Annotated in this window: 13 protein-coding genes and 1 pseudogene; 9 read left to right on the top strand and 5 right to left on the bottom strand. The window is 72.9% G+C overall.

What is annotated here, in order from left to right; all coding sequences use genetic code 11:
* A partial coding sequence (locus tag ACFV6D_RS27405; RefSeq protein WP_380561428.1) for a hypothetical protein occupies positions 1-295 on the bottom strand: 295 nt, incomplete at its 3' end.
* Positions 296-876: 581 nt separating this feature from the next.
* Between ACFV6D_RS27405 and ACFV6D_RS27400 the strand changes: the two genes are divergently transcribed.
* From ACFV6D_RS27400 to ACFV6D_RS27365, 8 genes and pseudogenes are all read left to right on the top strand, one after another.
* Positions 877-3,225 (top strand): hypothetical protein, encoded by a 2,349-nt coding sequence (locus tag ACFV6D_RS27400; RefSeq protein ID WP_380339903.1) that lies wholly within the window; start codon positions 877-879, stop codon positions 3,223-3,225.
* A gap of 114 nt (positions 3,226-3,339) precedes the next feature.
* The gene (pelF, locus tag ACFV6D_RS27395) at positions 3,340-4,854 is read left to right on the top strand and encodes a GT4 family glycosyltransferase PelF (protein WP_079135759.1); all 1,515 of its coding nucleotides are present in this window, start codon (positions 3,340-3,342) and stop codon (positions 4,852-4,854) included.
* Positions 4,855-4,927: 73 nt separating this feature from the next.
* The gene (locus ACFV6D_RS27390; RefSeq protein WP_063348625.1) at positions 4,928-6,445 is read left to right on the top strand and encodes a hypothetical protein; all 1,518 of its coding nucleotides are present in this window, start codon (positions 4,928-4,930) and stop codon (positions 6,443-6,445) included.
* 204 nt (positions 6,446-6,649) lie between these two features.
* Positions 6,650-7,642 carry a GDP-mannose 4,6-dehydratase gene (locus tag ACFV6D_RS27385; RefSeq protein ID WP_063348624.1) on the top strand — a complete coding sequence of 331 codons (993 nt, stop codon included), beginning with the start codon at positions 6,650-6,652 and terminating at the stop codon, positions 7,640-7,642.
* 74 nt (positions 7,643-7,716) lie between these two features.
* A pseudogene (locus ACFV6D_RS27380) lies at positions 7,717-8,418 on the top strand (NDP-sugar synthase); the annotation flags it as partial.
* Between the two features lie 125 nt (positions 8,419-8,543).
* Positions 8,544-9,461, top strand: coding sequence for an NAD(P)-dependent oxidoreductase (locus ACFV6D_RS27375; protein ID WP_363370633.1), 918 nt, complete (start codon positions 8,544-8,546; stop codon positions 9,459-9,461).
* A complete protein-coding gene (locus ACFV6D_RS27370; RefSeq protein WP_380426974.1) occupies positions 9,458-10,153 on the top strand; it encodes a spherulation-specific family 4 protein in 696 nt (231 codons plus the stop codon). Before ACFV6D_RS27375 ends, ACFV6D_RS27370 begins: the two co-directional genes overlap by 4 nt.
* A 22-nt stretch (positions 10,154-10,175) precedes the next feature.
* On the top strand, positions 10,176-11,225 hold the full coding sequence (locus ACFV6D_RS27365) for an endo alpha-1,4 polygalactosaminidase (protein WP_380561426.1): 1,050 nt from the start codon (positions 10,176-10,178) through the stop codon (positions 11,223-11,225).
* Between the two features lie 75 nt (positions 11,226-11,300).
* Here ACFV6D_RS27365 and ACFV6D_RS27360 read toward each other — a convergent pair whose 3' ends face one another.
* Positions 11,301-11,510, bottom strand: a complete 210-nt coding sequence (locus ACFV6D_RS27360; protein ID WP_063348621.1) for a hypothetical protein — start codon at positions 11,508-11,510, stop codon at positions 11,301-11,303.
* A gap of 154 nt (positions 11,511-11,664) precedes the next feature.
* On the opposite strand from ACFV6D_RS27360, the gene ACFV6D_RS27355 reads away from it, so the two are divergent.
* Entirely contained in the window at positions 11,665-12,630 is a 966-nt protein-coding gene (locus ACFV6D_RS27355) for an aldo/keto reductase (protein ID WP_380339914.1), read from the top strand.
* 521 nt (positions 12,631-13,151) lie between these two features.
* Here ACFV6D_RS27355 and ACFV6D_RS27350 read toward each other — a convergent pair.
* The 3 genes from ACFV6D_RS27350 to ACFV6D_RS27340 form a co-directional block, all read right to left on the bottom strand.
* On the bottom strand, positions 13,152-14,174 hold the full coding sequence (locus ACFV6D_RS27350) for a C40 family peptidase (protein WP_380561424.1): 1,023 nt from the start codon (positions 14,172-14,174) through the stop codon (positions 13,152-13,154).
* Positions 14,171-15,382: an SPFH domain-containing protein gene (locus ACFV6D_RS27345; protein WP_380561422.1), complete on the bottom strand. Its 1,212-nt coding sequence runs from the start codon at positions 15,380-15,382 to the stop codon at positions 14,171-14,173. The genes ACFV6D_RS27350 and ACFV6D_RS27345 overlap by 4 nt, the downstream gene beginning before the upstream one ends.
* A gap of 257 nt (positions 15,383-15,639) precedes the next feature.
* Positions 15,640-18,720, bottom strand: coding sequence for an Ig-like domain-containing protein (locus tag ACFV6D_RS27340; protein WP_380561420.1), 3,081 nt, complete (start codon positions 18,718-18,720; stop codon positions 15,640-15,642).
* Positions 18,721-19,064 lie beyond the last annotated feature (344 nt).

Raw genomic sequence — 19,064 nt, 5'->3', positions numbered from 1 at the left:
GCTGCCCCCCCGCCCGCGGCCCTTCTTCCGTGCGGGCGTTTCCCCCGTGGGCGTAGCTCGCCCGGGGAGCGCACCCGGGGGGGGCCGGCCCGGCGGCGCGACCGGCGGCGGCGACGGCGTCGTCCATCGCCCGGCCGACCACTGCGGCGGCGCGTTCGACGACGAGTTCGGCGGCGCGTTCGACGACGCGCAGGTAGTCGGCGAGGACGGTTCCGCGGTCGGCGCCGACGGCGTGCGCGCGGGGGCCGAAGTCGTCGGCAACGACATGGTTCAGGCCATCACTGCACAGGGCCACAGCACACCGCGGCGCCCGCCCGCCCGGCCGTCCAATAGCCGCCGGGATCACGGGCGTTGGCCTTACCGCGGCAGCCCGGGACTGCGCCCGACCAGCGCCGTTCGACCGGCTCCGGCGCCGCTTTCCGCCCGGCCCCGATTGCACCGGACTCGGTCCGCCGATCGGCCGCGCGTGCACCTCCATTGCATATTCGGACTGTCACATGGCACAGCGGTGCCCGATATTGCATGAACCTGCCCAAGGCGTCGGCAAGATGTGCAAGAGTGTCATGCGCGACGACGACAGTGCAGGTGTCCGGTGGTCCGCCCAAGCCGCACGGGCGGTAACCAGGTGTAGCTCTCAGCTTCCGCTTTTTCATTCTCAATTCATTATTTGCATGGCCGGTCCGGTTCCGGTCACAATCGGCGCCTTCATGGCTTCGCCATGAACGTTGGTAACAGGTTCGCTGCACTCTCGCCCAATTGGTCCCTCGCAGAGGCCCCCCTCGACCAGGATGGGCGCCGGGCAGCCTGCTGCCCGCGAACAGCTACAGGGCAGGCGAGCGCTGAGCAGCGAGGCGCCTACCCAAGGGGAGGATCACCATGGGTCGAGCGACCCGAAGAGTTGCCGCGTGCGCGGCGGCAGTTCTGCTGGCCAGCGGCCTGCAGACCACCCTGGCCCACGGCGACACGCCGCCCAGGATCGACCTCACCATCCTGGTCATCGACGACGGAGGCCCGTCGGTCGCGGCGATCACCGCCGAACTCAAGAACCAGGGCACCCCGTACAAGGTCGTCAACCTCAACGACACCAACCGTCCCATCATCAACTCCGCTTTCCTCAGCGACACGGTGAACGGCCAGCCCCGCGGGAAGTACCAGGGCATCGTCCTTCCCAACGAAAACCCCTTCCCCAACAGTGCGGCCGAGATGACGGCCATCGCGGGCTACGAAGCTGCATTCGGAATCCGGCAGATCGACGCGTACACGTTCGCCAGTCCTGCGGTGGGGCTGAACTACGCGGTGAATCCCGGTTACTACGGCACGCTGGACGGATTCCAGGGCGCCACCACCACGGCCGGCACTTCGGGCCCGTTCGGGTACCTCAAGGGCAGCGTGCCGTTCGAGGACAACGATCCGACCGTCAGCGAGAGTTACGGCTACCTGGCCACGCCACTGGCCAACCTGCCGGCCGGCGCCTCGTTCGTCCCGCTGGTCGACGCCGCGATCCCGAGCACCACCTCGCGCGGTTCACTGGTCGGCGAGTACACGCACGACGGCCGCAAGGAACTGGTCGTCACGTTCGTCTACAACCAGTACCAGCAGCAGTACCGCCTGCTCGCCCGCGGCATGGTCGACTGGATCACCCAGGGCGTCCACCTCGGCTACGACCGCAACTACTTCGCGGCCCACGTGGACGACGTCTTCCTGGCCGACGACCGCTGGGACACCGTGCTCAAGTGCACCCCCGGCGACGTCACCTGCCCGCCCGGCACCCCGGACACGGCCAACCCGATCCGGATGACGCCGGACGACGCCCAGCACCTCAAGCAGTGGCAGACCGCCAACAACTTCACCCTGGACATGGTGTTCAACGGTGGCGGCAGCGAGGACTGGAAGGCCGACCACCAGACCACGGTGGACCCCACGGTCAACCAGATGATCGCCGACCAGAACAGCTACCGCTGGGTCAACCACACCTACAGCCACCCGTACCTGGGCTGCGTCCAGGACGTCACCGTGGTGCCGTGGCGCTGCACCAAGGACTCCGCGGGCAAGACCGTCTGGACCGACCAGAACACCATCTCGGGCCAGATCAAGGACAACTTCGACTGGGCCGCCAAGAACGGCCTGAAGGTCGACCCGCAGGCCCTGGTCACCGGCGAGCACTCCGGTCTGCTGACCGCCCCGCAGGAGACCAGCGACAACCCGAACCTGGCGCCGGCGCTGGCCGCCAACGGCATCAAGTTCACCGGCAGCGACGCCTCCCGCGAGCCCGCCCAGCGGGCCGTCGGCTCGTCCACGCTGACCGTGCCGCGCTACCCGATGAACGTCTTCTACAACGCCGGCACGGCGAAGGAGGAGGCCGACGAGTACAACTGGATCTACACCAGCAAGGCCAACGGCGGCAGCGGCGTCTGTGAGAACAACGCCAACTCCACCTGCCTGACGCAGCCGCTGGACGCGAACACCGGCTTCCAGTCGTACATCGTGCCGCTGGAGGCCCGGATCGACCTCGGGCACGTGCTGAGCAACGACCCGCGGCCGCACTTCATCCACCAGTCGAACCTGTCCGAGGACCGGATCCTCTACCCGGTGCTGGAGAAGATCCTCGGCACCTACCGGTCGCTGCACGCCGACAACACCCCGATCGTGAACCTCGGCGAGCGCGAGATCGGCCAGGAGTTCCAGCGCCGCGCCGCCTGGAACTCGGCCGTCTCGGCCGGCCAGGTCACCGGCTACCGGGTCGGCAACACCGTCACGGTCAACGCTCCGGCCGGTGTTCAGGTCCAGGCCACCATGCCGACCGGAACTTCTCAGAAGCTGGTCATCGGATCGACCGCCTTCGGTTCGTCCTACGCCGGTACGATCTCCGGTTGGGTGTCCCCGGGCACCCTGCAGAGCAGCGTCTCCCTGCAGCTCCCCTCGGCCGGCACCCCGGCCGCCCCGGCCGCCGTCGCCCCCGGCGTCGCGGCCAAGTCCGTCCCGGCCCCGGCCCCGGCGGACAAGAAGGTCGTCCCGCAGGGCGTCGCCACTCCCGTCCCGGTGGGCCCGAGCGACACCGGTCGTACCAGCGCCCCGACCCTGGTCCCCGGTAGCGGAACCCCGGTGCCCGGCAAGGACGTCGCCACCAACGGCAACGGCGGCACCGCCGCCGCCAAGAGCGGTAAGGCCACCGGGGGGGCGGCCTCGCTCGGCACCAGTACCACCGGACGCTCCGGCAACCGGTAGCCCGCAGCATCCGATGGCAGGGCCGGGCCGGTCGCCCGGTCCGGCCCTGCCTCGGGTCCCGTTCCGGCCACCCAGACCGGACACCGAAGCAAGGAACAGGAGGGGGGACAGGAGATGCGCGTCACCCTGCTCACCGAGGGGACGTATCCGCACCAGCACGGCGGTGTGAGTGTCTGGTGCGACCAGCTCGTTCAAGGCATGCCGGACGTCGACTTCGACGTCATCGCCGTCACTGGTACCGGCCAGGAGCCGCTGGCCTGGGAGCTGCCCGCCAACGTGCGGTCGGTCACGACCGCACCGCTGTGGGGCCCGGCCTCCGAGGCCGGACCGCCCCGCGGCAAGGAGATGCGGCGCTTCCTCAACGCGTACGAGCGCTTCCTCCACTCCATCCTCGATCCGGTCTACACCACCCACTTCGGCACCGAGCTGTACGGCTTCGCCGACCTCGCCCGGCGCGGGCTGCTCAGCCCGGCGCTGCGCAGCGAGCGCGCCCTGCGCACCCTCCAGCACGTCTGGACCCGGGACTACCTGCCCACGGCCGTCTCCCGGCCCACCATGCACGACGCCCTGAACGCCACCGACCTGCTGGAGCACGCCCTACGGCCGCTCTCGGTCGAACCGCCCACCGGCGGCGTCGCGCACGCCGCCAGCGGCGGGCTGGCCACCCTGCCCGGGCTGATCGCCGCCCAGCAGTACGGCGTACCGTTTCTGCTCACCGAGCACGGCATCTACCTGCGCGAGCGCTACCTCGGCTACCGCACCGGCCCGTACCGCTGGCCGGTCAAGGCGCTGCTGCTCGGCTTCTACCGGATGCTCGCCGAGGAGAGCTACCGGCAGGCCGCGCTGGTCACCCCCGGCAACCGGTACAACCGGCGCTGGGAGGAGCGCGGCGGCACGCCGTCCGCCCACATCCGCACCGTCTACAACGGCGTGGACCCGGCGGCCTTCCCGCCCGCCGGGCCCGAACCCGAGACGCCGACCCTCAGCTGGGCCGGCCGGGTCGACCCGATCAAGGACCTGGAGACGCTGATCCGGGCCTTCGCCATCGTCCACCGTGAGATCCCCGAGGCGCGGCTGCGGCTCTTCGGCGGAACTCCCAAGGGCGGCGAGGCCTACCGGGACGGCTGCATAGCCCTGGCCGCCGAACTCGGCATCGCCGACTCGGTGGCCTTCGAGGGCCGCGTCGCCGACATCACCGACGCGTACGCGGCGGGCAACGTGGTCATGCTCTCCAGCATCAGCGAGGGCTTCCCGTTCACCCTGATCGAGGCGATGTCCTGCGGCCGCGCGACCGTCTCGACCGACGTCGGCGGCGTCCGCGAAGCCGTCGGCGACACCGGACTCGTCGTCCCACCCCGCGAACCCGAACCGATGGCGGCCGCCTCGATCGAGCTGCTGCGCGACGCCGAGCGGCGCGCCCGCCTGGGCGAACAGGCCCGGCTGCGGGTCATCGAACAGTTCACGCTCCGCCAGAACATCGACGGCTTCCGGGGCATCTACACCGAACTCCTCGGCACCGCCCGCTGGATGCCGGACGGCGTGGTGGCCGTCACCGACCAGACCCCCACCACCGACTGGGACCAGCAGCTCGCCGCCGCCCAGCCCCAGCACAGCGAGGTGGGCGCGTGAACGAGCGGAGCGAGAGAACCATCGACAGGTGCGTGTACCGCGAAGCGGCCACCGAGCGCAGCGGGGTGGGAGCATGAGTGGCCCCCTGCGGCTCGTGGAGGACGAGGGCGGCTCCGAGCGGACGATGCAGCTGCGCACCCTGCCGCTCAAGCGCCGCCGCCCCACCCCGTCGGCCCAGCCCGAGCCCGAGGAGCAGCTCGACCTCTCCGCGGACCCGCTGGACGAGCTCGCCGAGCGGCTGCACGACATCTGCGCCGATGCCGTCCACCCGTACGAGATCGCCGCGTTCCTGGAGTCCGACGGCCTCTCCGACGAGCAGGCCGCCCTGTTGTACGGCCGCCCCGACTCGTTCACCCTCGCCGAGGAGCTGTTCGAGAAGGTCGAGCGCCGCTACCCCGGCCCGAGCTCCGAGTTCGCCAACCCGTGGCGGGCCGACCCCTGGCGCTGCGTCGTGCGCGGCCTGGTGTTCGCCCTGCCCGGGCTCGGCTACCTGCTCGGCGCCAACCTGTTCGCGGCCACCCGGATGCGGTTCGGCCTGCCCTCCGGCATGCTCGCGCTGTCCGTCGCGACGCTGGTCAGCTGGGGCTTCAACCAGGCGCTGGCACACCGCTCGTACCGCTGGCTCGGCCGGCTGCGGCGCCGCGAGGCCGCGATCTGCCTGGCCCTCGGGGCGCCGCTGGGCGCACTGGTCGCGTCCGCCGCGGCGTACGTGGTCGGCGGGCCGCTGGGCGCGCTCTTCTTCGCCGCCGGGCAGTCGCTGTACCTGGGCGCGGCCACCGTCCTGCTGGTGCTGGGGCGGGAGAAGTTCCTGCTGCTGGCGCTGGTTCCGGCCTCGGTGGGCGCGGGCGTGGTGCTGGCCGCGGACGTCCCGCAGGTCGTGCGGACGGTCGTGCTGCTCGTCTCGCTGGTGCTGGCGGTCGGCCTGGCCGCCCGGGAGCTGCTGTTCTGCATCCGGGGCGGCGAGAAGGAGTCCGTCGAGCTGAAACTGCCGATCCGCCAGGAGGTCCCGCACCTGCTGTTCGGCCTGGCGTGCGGCACCCTCACGCTGATCGCCGGTCTCGGCGAGACCATCCACCAGGCGGTGCAGACGGGTGCCGCGCACGGCGCGAAGGCCACCCCGACCGGACCGGCCATGATCGCGCTGACGCTCAGTCTCGGTCTCGCCGAGTGGCTGCTCTTCCGCTACCGGGCGATGGCCGTGGCCGCACTGCGCACCAGTCACACCAGCGGGCAGTTCACCCGCCGCACCGGCGGGATCCTGCTCGGCTGCCTGTTCATCTACCTCACCACCGTGGCCGCGCTGGACGCCGCCACGACCGTGCTGTGGCCCGGCGCCCCCGCGCTCGGCGTGCCGCAGCTCGGCGCGATGCTGCTCCTCGGCGGCTCGCTCTGGCTGGCGCTGCTGCTGAACGCCTTCGGGTTCAGCTGGAGCACCGCCCTCATCTGTCTGGCCGCCGCGGGTGCCGAGAGCGCCGGGCTGCTGACCGGTGCGGATCCGATCGTCCTGCAGCTGATCGGCTGCGGGGCGGCCGCCTTGCTCCTCACCGCCATCGCCGGGCCTGCGCTCGGCCGCACCACCCAGCACCGCTGAACACCGAACACCGAAATCACGCACGCCCAATTCGCGTGCACCGCTGGACCCGCTTCACCGAACACGCTCCACAACGCGCTTCACCCGAACACGCTTCACCCGAACGCGCTTCACCTCAACACGCTTCACGGCACAGCTGAACCACCACCGGCCGGTCGCCACCGGGAGTCCGGCCGTTCCCAAAATCGAGAGAGCGAATCACGCATGAGCAGCGTCGCGGTCACCGGAGCCGAGGGTTTCATCGGCTCCCACCTCGTCGAGTCCCTGGTCGCCGACGGGCACCAGGTCCGGGCGATGGTCCAGTACAACTCCTTCTCGTCCTTCGGCTGGCTGGAGACCCTGTCCAAGGAGGTGCTGGACTCGGTCGAGATCGTCCTCGGCGACGTCCGGGACCCGGGCTCGGTCAACGGCCTGGTCAAGGGCACCGAGGCCGTCTACCACCTGGCCGCCCTGATAGCGATCCCGTACTCCTACCTGGCCCCGCACTCGTACGTCGACACCAACGTCACCGGCACCCTGAACGTGCTGGAGGCGGTGCGCCACCAGGAGATCCCGCGCCTGGTGCACACCTCCACCAGCGAGACGTACGGCACCGCGCAGACCGTGCCGATCACCGAGGACCACCCGATCAACACCCAGTCCCCGTACGCCGCCTCCAAGGCCGGCGGGGACCGGCTGGCCGACAGCTACCACGCCAGCTTCGAGACCCCGGTCGTCACCCTGCGCCCGTTCAACACCTTCGGCCCGCGCCAGTCGATGCGCGCCGTCATCCCGACCGTGATCGCCCAGGTCGCCGCCGGCGAGACCGAGATCACCCTCGGCGACCTGCGCCCGACCCGCGACTTCATGTTCGTCAAGGACACCGCGCACGCGTTCCGCACGGTCGGCACCGCTCCCGCCGAGACCGTGGTCGGCAGGACCTTCAACGCCGGCACCGGTGGCGAGATCTCGGTCGGCGACCTGGTCTCCCTGGTCGGCAAGCTGATGGGCGTCGACCTCCTGGTGAAGGAGGACGAGCAGCGCATCCGCCCGGCCAACTCCGAGGTCATGCGCCTGGTCGCGGACGCCACCCGGCTGCGCGAGGCCACCGGCTGGGCCCCCCAGTTCACCCTGGAGCAGGGCCTGGAGCAGACCATCGAGTTCTTCCGCGACCCGGCCAACCTGGCCCGCTACAAGACCGACATCTACAACGTCTGACCGCCGTACCGATCAATGCCCGTCCTGGTAACCAAGGTTCGTGTCCTGCACATCCTTTCCGTGGGGGAAACACCATGCATGCAGTGATCCTGGCCGGCGGTAAGGGCGTCCGCCTCCGCCCGTACACCACCGCCCTTCCCAAGCCGCTCGTCCCGATCGGCGACCAGCACGCGATCCTGGAGATCGTGATGCGCCAGCTCGCCGCCGCGGGCTTCAAGACCGTCACCCTGGCCATCGGCCACCTCGGCCACATCATCCGCGCGTACGTCGGCAACGGCTCCCAGTGGGGGCTGCGGGTCGGCTACGCCGTCGAGGACAGCCCGCTCGGCACCATGGGCCCGCTGCTCACCATGCAGGACCGCCTGCCGGAGCACTTCCTGGTGATGAACGGCGACATCCTCACCGACCTGGACTTCGCCGGGGTGCTCAAGCACCACGAGGCGTCCGGGGCGCCGCTCACCATCGCCACCTACGCCCGTCAGGTGAAGATCGACTTCGGCGTGCTGACCGCCGAGTCCGGCAGCATCACCGGCTTCCAGGAGAAGCCGAGCATCGACTACCGCGTCTCGATGGGCGTGTACGGCGTGTCCCGTTCGGCACTCGCCAAGTACACCCCCGGCCTGCCGCTGGGCTTCGACGAGCTGGTGCTGGACCTGCTCGCCGCCAAGACCCCGCCCGCCGCCTACGACTTCGGCGGCTACTGGCTGGACATCGGCCGCCCGGACGACTACGACCGGGCGAACGCCGAGTTCTCGTCCATCCGACCGGTGCTGATGCCCTTCGAGTCGGCCGGCGCCGGCCAGGGCGTGGCGGAGCTGCCGATCCCGGCCGCCCGCACCGCCCCGGACGACACGGCCGAGGCTCCCGCCACCGCGGGCGCCCAGAGTGACGGACGGGCCGCGTGAGAATCCTGCTCCTCGGCGGCGACGGCTTCCTCGGCCGTCACGCCACCGCCGTCCTGCGGTCACTGCCCGGTGCCACCGTGCTGACCGCGGGCCGGCGGCCCGCCCACGACCTCCGGCTGGACCTGGCCACCGCCCAGGCCGGCCCGCTCGGCGAGGAACTGGCCGCGCTGGCACCCGACGTGGTGGTCAACTTCGCCGGCGCGGTGGCCGGCAGCGCGGTCAAGCTCGCCGAGGTGAACGCGCGCGGCCCGGCCGTGCTCTGCGAGGCGCTGCAGCTCGGCGCCCCGAAGACCCGGCTGGTGCACATCGGTTCGGCCGGCGAGTACGGCGTCTGTCCGGCGGGCAGCTCGCTGTCCGAGGACTCCGACGCCCGCCCGGTCGGCGTGTACGGCGCGACCAAGCTGGCCGGCTCCCTCGCGGTGGCCGGCTCGGCACTGGACGCCGTGGTCCTGCGGGTGTTCAACCCGGTCGGCCCGGGGGCACCGGCGGGCTCGCTGCCCGGCCGGCTGGCCGCCGAGCTGCTCCGGGTGGCGCCCGAGGGCGCCGACGGCGTGATCACGGTCGGCGACCTCTCCGCCTACCGCGACTTCGTCGACGCCCGGGACATCGCCCGCGCGGTCGGCCTGGCCGCCGCCGCGGACCGTCCGCTCCCCCGGGTGCTCAACCTCGCCTCCGGGCAGGCCCGGCAGGTCCGGGCGATCGCGGACGGGCTGGTCGCCGCGGCCGGCTTCGCCGGCCGGATCGACGAGAGCGGGGCGGGCTCCGAGCGCTCGGCCGCGGTCTCCTGGCAGCAGGCCGACGTGTCGGCTGCCGCCCGGGAGCTCGGCTGGCACCCGGAGACGGACCTCGCCGACACCCTGCGCGACCTGTGGCTCAGCACCGCCGAGCCCGCCTGCCCACCGGTCGTCGCATGACCGGCGGGATCATCCCCGACGGCCGCCTGCTGGTGCCGCTGTACGTCCACCCCGCGGTGGACCCGGCGGCCTGGCAGGCGGTCGCCGCCGCCGACCCGGGCCGGATCGCCGCCGTCGTGCTCAACCTCGCCGACGGGCCGGGCGAGAACCCGGACAACGTCTTCGCCGAGGCCGCCGACCAACTCCGCGCGGCCGGAGTGCCGTTGGTCGGCTACACCGACACCGACTACGGCCGCCGACCGCACGCGGCGGTGGTCTCCGACATCCTGACCTACCGTCAACGCCACGACATCACCGGTGTCTACCTCGACCAGGTGGCCACCCACCCGGGCGCCCTCGCGCACTACCGGCGGCTGGCCACGGCCGCGCGCGCGGCCGGCTGCGGCACCGTGGTCTTCGGCCACGGCGAGCACCCCGACCCGGGGTACGCCGAAGTCGGTCTGGCCGACCTGCTGGTCACCTTCGAGGGCGACTGGGACACGTACCGCGCGATGACGCTCCCGCTGTGGACCGGCCGCCACGCGGCCTCCCGCTTCTGCCACCTGGTGTACGACGTCCCGGCCGAACACGCCGAGGACGCCACCGCGCTGATCACCGCCCGCCGGGCCGGCGTCGGCTGCGCCGTACCGGGCGCCGGGGAGAACCCCTGGCGCACCCTGCCCTACGGCCTGACCGCTGCTGAACTGACCTGACCTGATCCGGAGTTCGACTACCGTGAACCGCCGTACCCGGCTCCTGCCGGTCGCCATCACCATCGCCGCCGCCCTGCTGGCGACCTCGTGCAGCAGCTCAGGCTCGGACGACGACAACTCCTCGGCCGACGGCTCCCCGAGCAGCCCGCCCGCGGCCACCGCCCCGACCACCCCGGACGGCAGCACCGCCCCGGGCACCCCGTCGGACGCCGCCAGCACGCCCCCGGCCCCCGGCACGCCCAGCACCCCCGGCTCGCCCACCGCGCCCGGCGCCACCACGCCCCCGGGCGCCACCACCACCCCGGGCACCCCGGGCACCCCCAGCGCCCCCGGCGGAACTCCCGGCGGCACCACCGCCCCGCAGCCGGCCGGCGCCCGCTGGCAGCCCACCCCGGGCCTCGCCTGGCAGTGGCAGCTCGGCGGCACCGTCGACCAGTCCGTGGACGTCCCGGTCTACGACATCGACGGCTTCGAGAACGACGCCTCGGTGGTGGCCGCGCTGCACGCCAAGGGCCGCAAGGTGATCTGCTACATCAACGCCGGCTCCTGGGAGAACTTCCGCCCCGACTCCGCCGCCTTCGCCAAGTCCTTGCAGGGCTCCGACACCGGCTGGAAGGGCGAGAAGTGGTTCGACATCCGCAAGCTCGACCAGCTCAAGCCGCTGATGGCGGCCCGCTTCGACATGTGCAAGAGCAAGGGCTTCGACGCCATCGAGCCGGACACCATCGAGGCCTACAACCAGAACAGCGGTTTCCCGCTCACCCCTGACGACCAGGTCAAGTACAACCGCATGCTGGCCCAGCTCGCCCACGAACGCGGCCTGGCCATCGGCCTGAAGAACGACCTCGACCAGATCCCGGCGCTGCTGCCGGACTTCGACTTCGCGGTCAACGAGGAGTGCTCGCAGTTCGACGAGTGCGACCGGGTCGCGCCGTTCGTCAAGGCGGGCAAGGCGGTGTTCCACGTCGAGTACAAGCTCGGCACGGACCAGTTCTGTGCCAAGGCCAAGTCGCTCGGCTTCAGTTCGATGCAGAAGAAGCTCGACCTGGACGCCTGGCGCAAGCCCTGCTGAGCGCCGGCGCACCGGTCCTCGGTGCACCGGTTTCCGTCGCGCGGGTGACCCTCGTCCGGGTCACCCGCGCGATGATCACTTGACCGCCAGCCAGATGACGCCGCCCAACACGGCCAGCACGATGACGGCGACCAGCGCGATCACGCCGGTACGGCCACCACCACCGCTGCTGCTGCGGCCGTAGGTGGAGACGGTGCCCGGCGCCTGCGGGGCCGCCGGGGTCTCGTCGACGAACGCCCGGAACATCTGGGTGCTGCCGGCGGGGTCGTAGTCGTTGTCAGCCATGGCACGGACTCTAACGAATCCGCCCACCTCACGGACACCCCGGACCCCTCCTGCGCGACCCCCACCACCCGGTCGTGCAACGGTGGTACGACATCCTCGTGAAGTCCGCCCGACACGCGGAATGCCGCCCGGTGCGATCCGGTTGAATCCGACCATGACCGGAAACCACAGCGACGCCCCGGGCCGGGTCCGCCTCGGCGCCTCCGACCTGTCCGTCTTCCCGCTCTCCCTCGGCGGCAACGTCTTCGGCTGGACGGCCGACGAGCAGCAGTCCTTCGCCGTCCTGGACGCCTACGCGGCGGCCGGCGGCAACTTCGTCGACACCGCCGACGTCTACTCGGCCTGGGCCCCGGGCAACACCGGCGGCGAGTCCGAGACCGTCCTCGGCAACTGGCTGCGCAGCCGCGGCAACCGCGACGACGTCGTGATCGCCACCAAGGTCGGCATGCACCCCGAGGCCGGCGGTCTGGGCGCGGCCAACATCAAGGCCGCGGCCGAGGGTTCGCTGCGCCGCCTGGGCGTCGAGCGGATCGACCTGTACTACACCCACCGGGACGACGACACCCCGGTCGAGGAGTTCGTCACCGCGCTGGACGAGCTGGTCCGCGAGGGCAAGGTCGCCGCGGTCGGCGCCTCCAACATCGGCGCCGAGCGGCTGTCCGAGGCGCTGGCCTTCGCCGACCGCGAGGGCCTGGCCAAGTACGTCGCCGTCCAGCCGCACTACAACCTGGTCTCGCGCGGCACCTTCGAGGGCCCGCTGGCCGACGTGGTCGCCGAGCACGGCCTCGCCACCGTCCCGTACTACGCGCTCGCCTCCGGCTTCCTCACCGGCAAGTACCGCCCCGGCGGCCCCGGCGTCGACAGCGCCCGCTCCGAGGGCGCCGCTCGCTACCTGGACGACCCGCGCGGCCCGAAGGTGCTGGCGGCCCTGGACACCGTCGCCGGGGAACACGGCGTCGCACTCGCCACGGTCGCCCTCGCCTGGCTGGCCGGGCGGCCGACGGTCGCCGCCCCCATCGCCAGCGCCCGCACCGTCGAGCAGCTCCCGCCCCTGCTGGCAGCCACCACGCTCCGCCTCACCCCCGAACAGACCGCCCTCCTCGACACCGCCTCCGCCTGACCCCGCCCCACCCCGCAGGCTGCGAACCCGCCCCCACCCGGGCCCGTTCGCAGCCTGCACCCGTGCCCGGCGAACCCCACCCGGCTGAGAACACCGGCCGCAGTGATCAGCCTTGGCCCACGAACGACCGGGCACGGAACAGGACTTCAACGCCGAAGCCGCCACGGGGGCAGCCTCGCCGGAAATCCCGCCCGGGACGGGCTCTTCGACGACGAGGGCCGGAAGAAGTACGCGCGCCCGGCCCTCGATTCCGCAAACAATCCGGGCCCGGGCGGTAACACCGGCAGAGTGACCGTCGGCCCCGCCGATCCGAGGGCCCGCGCCGGCACCCTCGACGAAATCCAGGAGACTTTCCGGGCGGTCGGCGATCCGCCCCGGAAAAGACGGCCAACGCGCACGGCGCACCGGCCGATTGGCAGATCGGGCCCGAACTGCGCACCCGTTCCCTCCGCGGGGACGACCAGGTCCTGCTTCGGGCCCCCGACAGCGGCGTGCTGTCGGGGGCCCGGTGCGCCCCGGCGCTACGGCCGCCCGAAGTGGGTCGGGTAGTAGCCCGAGTTGAGGGTGGACACCCGGACCGTCTTGCCGGGCCTGGGCGCCTCGACGAACTTGCCGCCGCCCAGGTAGATCCCCACGTGGTGGATCCCGGAGGCCCGGCCGCTGTCCGACCAGAACACCAGGTCACCGCGGCGCAGTTGCCCCGCGCTGATCGGCGTGGTGGCCGCGTACTGGTCGTCGGCCACCCTCGGCAGGCTGATCCCGCTGCGCCGGTAGGCCTGCTGGACGAGCCCCGAGCAGTCGTAGCCGGACGGGCCGTTGCCGCCCCAGACGTACGGCTTGCCCAGCTGGGCGAGCGCGTAGTCGATGGCCGACTCCACGCTGCCGGAAGCTGGCGCCTGGTCCGCCGACGGCGTGGCCGCGGGCCGGGCGGGAGCGGGATCCGCGCCGCCGCCGGACTGGCCGGTGCGGTTCGCGTAGACGTCGTAGTGGCTGGTCCACCGCCACTCGCCGGCGCCGTTCTTGAACCAGTACTTCGACCCGTCCCAGCCCTGGCGCAGTCCGGAGGAGGAAGCGGAGGAGGCCGAACCGTTGGACACGGCGGCCGCCTTGCCGCTGGCACCGCCGGAGCCGCCCGAGCCGCCGGACTGGCCGGCGCGGTTCGCGTAGACGTCGTAGTGGCTGGTCCACCGCCACTCGCCGGCGCCGTTCTTGAACCAGTACTTCGACCCGTCCCAGCCCTGCTTCCCGGCCGCCGCGTGCGCGGACCCGGCACCGGCCGTCAGGCCGACCACGCCGGCGCCCGCCAGCACGGTGGTGGCCAGGCAGGTACTCCGCACGGCGCGGTGTATTCGGCTGCCGCCGGTCGCCGTCGCGGGGCGGGCGGTGTGCGGCCGGGCCGCGCAGTTCGGGCAGCCGCAGCCCGCGATCGCGGGGATGCTGCCGGTGCTCTCCTCGAAGCCGATCAGGCCCCGGTCGAGGGCGGCGTCGAAATCGGCGTCGAGGTCGAGGCCGGGATCGGCGTACGCGCCGGTGGCTATCCTCATGCGGGTCGTCCTTCCTTCCGCCCGGCCCGTGCGGCCGGGGGCGGTACCGAGGCGGCCACTCCGGCCGGGGCGACGAAGGCGACCAGCAGCTGCTCCATCAGCGCGCTGCGGGCGGCCTCGTCCAGTTCGTGGGCGGTGGCGCGCTCCAGTCGCCGGACGGCGAGCGCCGCCGCCTCGACCGCGTCGTCCACCAGCACCGTCCGCAGGCCCGCGTCCAGGTCGGCCAGCCGGCGGCGGCGCATCGACTCGGCGACCTCGGGCGCGTAGTCGAGCGCCAGCGGCTGCGCCGAGTAGACCTCCAGGCCCGCCGGGGCGACCTCGGCGGCCAGTGCTCTGGTCAGCTCGTCGGCGAACCACTGCCCGTCCCGCAGCGCGGGCCCGGGCGCCGCGTTGCTGTCGCACGGCAGGATGGACGCGGTGCGGGTGAGCACCGCCTGGACCTGCTCGCGCAGGTAGCTCTCGTGGTCCTCGATCGCCAGCAGCGCCCGCGCGGTGTCCTTGACCCGCCAGACGATCAGCAGCCGGACGACGATCGGCGTGCCGGTCCGGTCGACCGCCTTGACCGGCTCGCTGCGCCAGTGCCGCAGCCGCACGTCCACCCGGCGTCGGCGCAGCAGCGGGTTGACCCAGACCAGGCCGGTGCGGCGGACGGTGCCCCGGTAGCGGCCCCAGCGGGTCAGCACCCGGGTCTCGCCGCCCGCGTTGGCCAGCAGCCCGGCCAGCGCGAACACCACGAGCAGGCCGACCGCGCTGACCGCGGCGACCGACTTGGCGTCCACTTCGGCCTGGCCGCTCGCCTGCGCGGCGGCGCTGCGCAGGTCGGGCAGCGCGTCCCAGTACGGGATGACGCCGTCGCGCAGCAGCATCAGCAGCACGCCTGCCACGCCGACCAGCACCACCAGCAGGGCGATCCAGCCGGGCAGGGCGGTGGCGCGGTGCTCGCGGACCGCCTGGTCGGCGCGCGGGGGGCGGCGGGAGGTGGCGGCCGTGGGGGCGCCGACCTGGGTGGTTTCCGGGATCTCGACGGTCGCCGGGGCGGCCGCCTCCAGCGGATCGCGCAGGTCGGCGGAGGCGCCGGTGGCCGGGCCGGGGACGACGACCAGCGGAGTGGTCGCGGGGCCGCCGTCGACCGGGCCGAGCGGCTTGGCCGTCTTGACGGCCGTGGCCTTGGCCAGCGGGCTCGCGCCGGAGGCGGAACGTTCCGGCAAGGCCGGTGGGAGTACCTGGGGCAGGTGGTCGGGTCGCTGCGAAGAATCGCGGGTGACGTCCATGCACGGATCCTCGGGGTCGGTGTGTCGCGCAACGGGCGGCCCGGATCTGACGGGCAGTGCCAAGATCAGGCTAAGTTCATACGTCATCAAATGCGACATTTATGATGAGGTGTGTCGACATTTGCTGACGAATCGTCCGAAGCCGACCTGACGCGCAGGCACATGAACGGGTAGTCGGGATGGTTCAGCGCAGGTCAGCGCCGCCGGACACCGTCACCACGGGCGAACACCCGGCGGGTGATCAGCCCGATCCCGGCGAGCACCAGCAGGCCACCGGCGACCCCACCGCGCCAGCCGCTCGCGGTGGACCGCGCGGCCGCCGCCTGCGAGGCCTCCGCGGCCGCCCCCACGGGCGACGCGCTCGGCGGCGCCGGCAGCGGCCCGGCATCCTCCCCGGCGGACCCGAGCGGTTCGGCCGCCACCGGCGTCGATGACGGTGGCGGTGACGGAGGCGGAGGCGGTGTCAGAGGTGGTGTCAGTGACGGTGACGGTGACGACGCCATGACGCCGACGGCCGCCCGGGACAGGCTGGCGCCCAGGGACGGAACGGTACGGAGCGTCGGAGGGACGGAACCGGCGGAGGTGGTGGTGGGGGCGATCCGGACGGTCGGGACGGTGGGGGTGACTGAAGCAACGGACGGCCCGGCCACCGCCGCCGGCGGCCGGGCGACCGCCGGAACGGCGATCGGCAGCAGCCCCGCCGGCGCCGGCGCGAGCACGGATGCAACGGGCGTCGCCCCCACAACCGGGCTCGGCGACGAGGTGACCGGGCTCGAAGGCGTGGACGTGGGTTTGGACGTGGACGTGGACGTGGGCGACGTCGCGGGACGGGACGGTACGGAGGAGGCCACCGGCGCGGAAGCACCGGCCGAGGGCAACACCGGCACCGCCACGCTCGGGCTCGGCCCGACCGGCACCGATGCCGACGCCGACGGGCTCGGCACGGTCGGCACGGTCGGCACCGAGACTGCGGGGCTGGGCCGCACGGGAACCGACGCCCCCAAGCTCGGCACCGCAGGAGTCGACGCCACCGCACTCGGCACCGCAGGAGTCGACGCCGATGCCGAAGTCGAAGCCGATGCCGAAGCCGACGGGCTCGGCGCCGCCGCGACGCGCACCGGCACCGCATCCGCCGCCGCCCCGTTCCCCGCCAGGTCGGTCGCCGTGACGACCAGCCACTGCTGCCCGTCCGTCAGGTCCCGGTTGGCGGTGCAGGTCCAGCTGCCGTCGAGCGCCGCCGTCACCCCGCACAGCACCGTCCGCTCGCCCGCACCCGCACCCGAAGCCGAGGCCGAAGCCGACCCCGAGGCCGCCGAGCCGCCCGCCCGCGCCGTGACCAGCACCTTCGAGCCCGGCTCGGCCCGCCCGGTGAACGTCGGCCGGCTGACCCGCAGGGTCTCCCCGGCGGCCGGCGAGCCGAGCACCGGCTTGTCCGGCGGGACGGTGTCGACGACCAGCGCGACCGCCTGCCCGGCCGTCCGGTTCCCGGCCGCGTCGACCGCGACGGGGGTGAGCAGGTGGCGCCCGTCCACCAGGTTCTCGACCGGCAGGCAGGACCACTGGCCGTCCGCCCGGACGGCGCTGCGGCAGAGTTCGGCGGCCTGGTCGGTGACCGCGACGGTGCTGCCCGCCTCGCCGGTGCCGGTGAGCTGGATCCCCGGGTCGTTGGTGTACTCCGGGAGGGTGAGGACGGGCGGTGCGGGCGGCGCCGTCTTCACGGTGACCCGGACGGCGTCGCCGCGCAGCACCACGCCACCGCTGGTGATCTCGACCGGGGTGAGGGCGTGCGGGCCCGCGGTGAGCGCTCCATCGGGCCGGCAGGACCAGCCGCCGCCGCGCTCGACCCGGGCCCGGCAGGCCGTGGCGTCGCCGTCCCGGATCTCCACCGAGGCGCCGGCGACCGCTCCGTCGCCGTGGATCCGTGGGCGGGCCTCGGCGAGGACGGCGCCGTCGACGGGTTCGGCGATCTCGGGCCGGGCGGCGCCGACGGTCAGTTTGATCCGCTGGTCGACGACCTGCCCGGAGTCGGCGAAGCCGCCGGAGGGGACGAGTTGGCTGGCGTCGCGGGCGATCCGCAGCCGGGCCCAGGTGTCGCCGGAGGCGGCGCCGGTCGGGACGGTCCATTCCAGGGTCGCAGTGTCGGCGCCGGCCGGGATCTCGGCCTGCACCCGCTCGGCGGGGTCGAAGCGCCCGCTGTGGTCGAAGTCGATCCAGCCGGCCAGGGTCGCGGGCTGGTCGCCGACCGCCACCGGGACGGTGAGCCGGTAGTAGCGGCCGATCGCGGCCTCGGTGGGGAAGCTGATCGACGGGTCGGCGCCCTGGTACTCGGCGCGGCCGGGCTGGAGCTTGGGCGGCGGCGGGCTGGTGAAGACGCTGCGCCGGCCGGCCCCGTGGTCGAGCTGGACCAGCGGCTCGCCGGTCGACCGGTCGGCCGTGCCCGGGTCGTCGGCGGACCGGGGTCGGGTGCGGTGCGCCGGGTTGGCGGCGTCCGCGCCGAGGAACAGGTCGGAGAGCACGTGCGAGGCGTTGCCGTAGTTCTGCGGGGCGGTGCCGAGGTCCTCGTCGACGGTGACGGTGTACGCCTGGCGCAGGACGGGCGGGGTGGTGGTGCTGCCGGCCCGGGCGGTGGAGCGCTGCTCGACCCGGAAGACCGCGGTGCGCAGGGTGCCGGCGAGTTCCAGGGTGCCCTCGGAGGCGGAGCCGGCCGCGCCGTCGGAGCTGCCGTCGGCGCCGACGGGTGCGAGGGCGTTGGCGTCGACCGTCCAGCCGGGCCAGTCGGTGCGGTTGACCAGGGTGGGGGCGGAGGGTGAGCCGCCGGTGAGGGTCAGCCGGGCCGCGGTGCTGGTGGTGCCGGACTTCCCGGTGGCGAGCGCGACCAGTCCGCTGAGGTGCAGCCGGGGATTGCGGACCGGTCGGGAGAAGGCGAGCCGGAGCGTTCCGACGGTGCGCCAGGATCCGTCCGCCTGCGGGCGGTTCTCGGTGACGCTGAAGGTCTGCGCGGGGTTTCCGGGGTGCATTCCGTCCGTGTACGGCCCGGCCGCACGCCCCCCGCCGGGGCGGTCGGCCAGTTCGCCGGCCGCGGCGGCCACCTCGGTGCCCGGGGTGGCGGCGAATTCGAGTTGGACGGAGAGGCCGGAGGGCAGGACCGCCCGGCGTTCCCCCGACCAGGCGTCAGGGGACTGCTGGGCCACCGAGAGTGGGGCGTTCCAGCCGGTCAGCAGCCCGGCCACGAGGACGGTCAGGGCGGCGGCCGTGCGGGGAAACTGTCGGCCCATCCGGCTCTCCTTCGCGGTCGGCTGCCGGGGTGCCGGGCAGTCTGGGCACAAGATCTGACAAAAAGGAATCACGATCCTGAGCCGGTCATACTGCGACACCTGCGCTTATGGCCGGGTCCCACCCGTTTGGCGGCCATCCGAGCGGCAGGACGGGATATACCCGAAACAGATGCATTTCATCCATTAGGCCCGCAATCCAGAACGGACGCGGCACCCGGCGCCCTCGTCCGGGCCCGGAAACGGGAGAAGCCCCCCGCCGGTGGGCGGGGGGGTGTGGGGGGGGGGGTGTGTTAAAAATATACGAGGCCACCCGACGCCCGCACCACTCGGGATCCGGGGGCGGG

The sequence above is a fragment of the Kitasatospora sp. NPDC059812 genome (genome assembly GCF_042732075.1).
In the GTDB taxonomy this organism is placed as follows: Bacteria; Actinomycetota; Actinomycetes; order Streptomycetales; family Streptomycetaceae; genus Kitasatospora.
This window is presented reverse-complemented; position numbering and strand designations above follow the sequence as displayed.

Excerpts from the sequence above, each read along its gene's own strand:
- ACFV6D_RS27400 (WP_380339903.1), top strand. The coding sequence starts at position 877 with ATGGGTCGAGCGACCCGAAGAGTTGCCGCGTGCGCGGCGGCAGTTCTG.
- pelF (WP_079135759.1), top strand. The coding sequence starts at position 3,340 with ATGCGCGTCACCCTGCTCACCGAGGGGACGTATCCGCACCAGCACGGC.
- ACFV6D_RS27390 (WP_063348625.1), top strand. The coding sequence starts at position 4,928 with ATGAGTGGCCCCCTGCGGCTCGTGGAGGACGAGGGCGGCTCCGAGCGG.
- ACFV6D_RS27385 (WP_063348624.1), top strand. The coding sequence starts at position 6,650 with ATGAGCAGCGTCGCGGTCACCGGAGCCGAGGGTTTCATCGGCTCCCAC.
- ACFV6D_RS27370 (WP_380426974.1), top strand. The coding sequence starts at position 9,458 with ATGACCGGCGGGATCATCCCCGACGGCCGCCTGCTGGTGCCGCTGTAC.
- ACFV6D_RS27360 (WP_063348621.1), bottom strand. The coding sequence starts at position 11,510 with ATGGCTGACAACGACTACGACCCCGCCGGCAGCACCCAGATGTTCCGG.
- ACFV6D_RS27355 (WP_380339914.1), top strand. The coding sequence starts at position 11,665 with ATGACCGGAAACCACAGCGACGCCCCGGGCCGGGTCCGCCTCGGCGCC.
- ACFV6D_RS27350 (WP_380561424.1), bottom strand. The coding sequence starts at position 14,174 with ATGAGGATAGCCACCGGCGCGTACGCCGATCCCGGCCTCGACCTCGAC.
- ACFV6D_RS27340 (WP_380561420.1), bottom strand. The coding sequence starts at position 18,720 with ATGGGCCGACAGTTTCCCCGCACGGCCGCCGCCCTGACCGTCCTCGTG.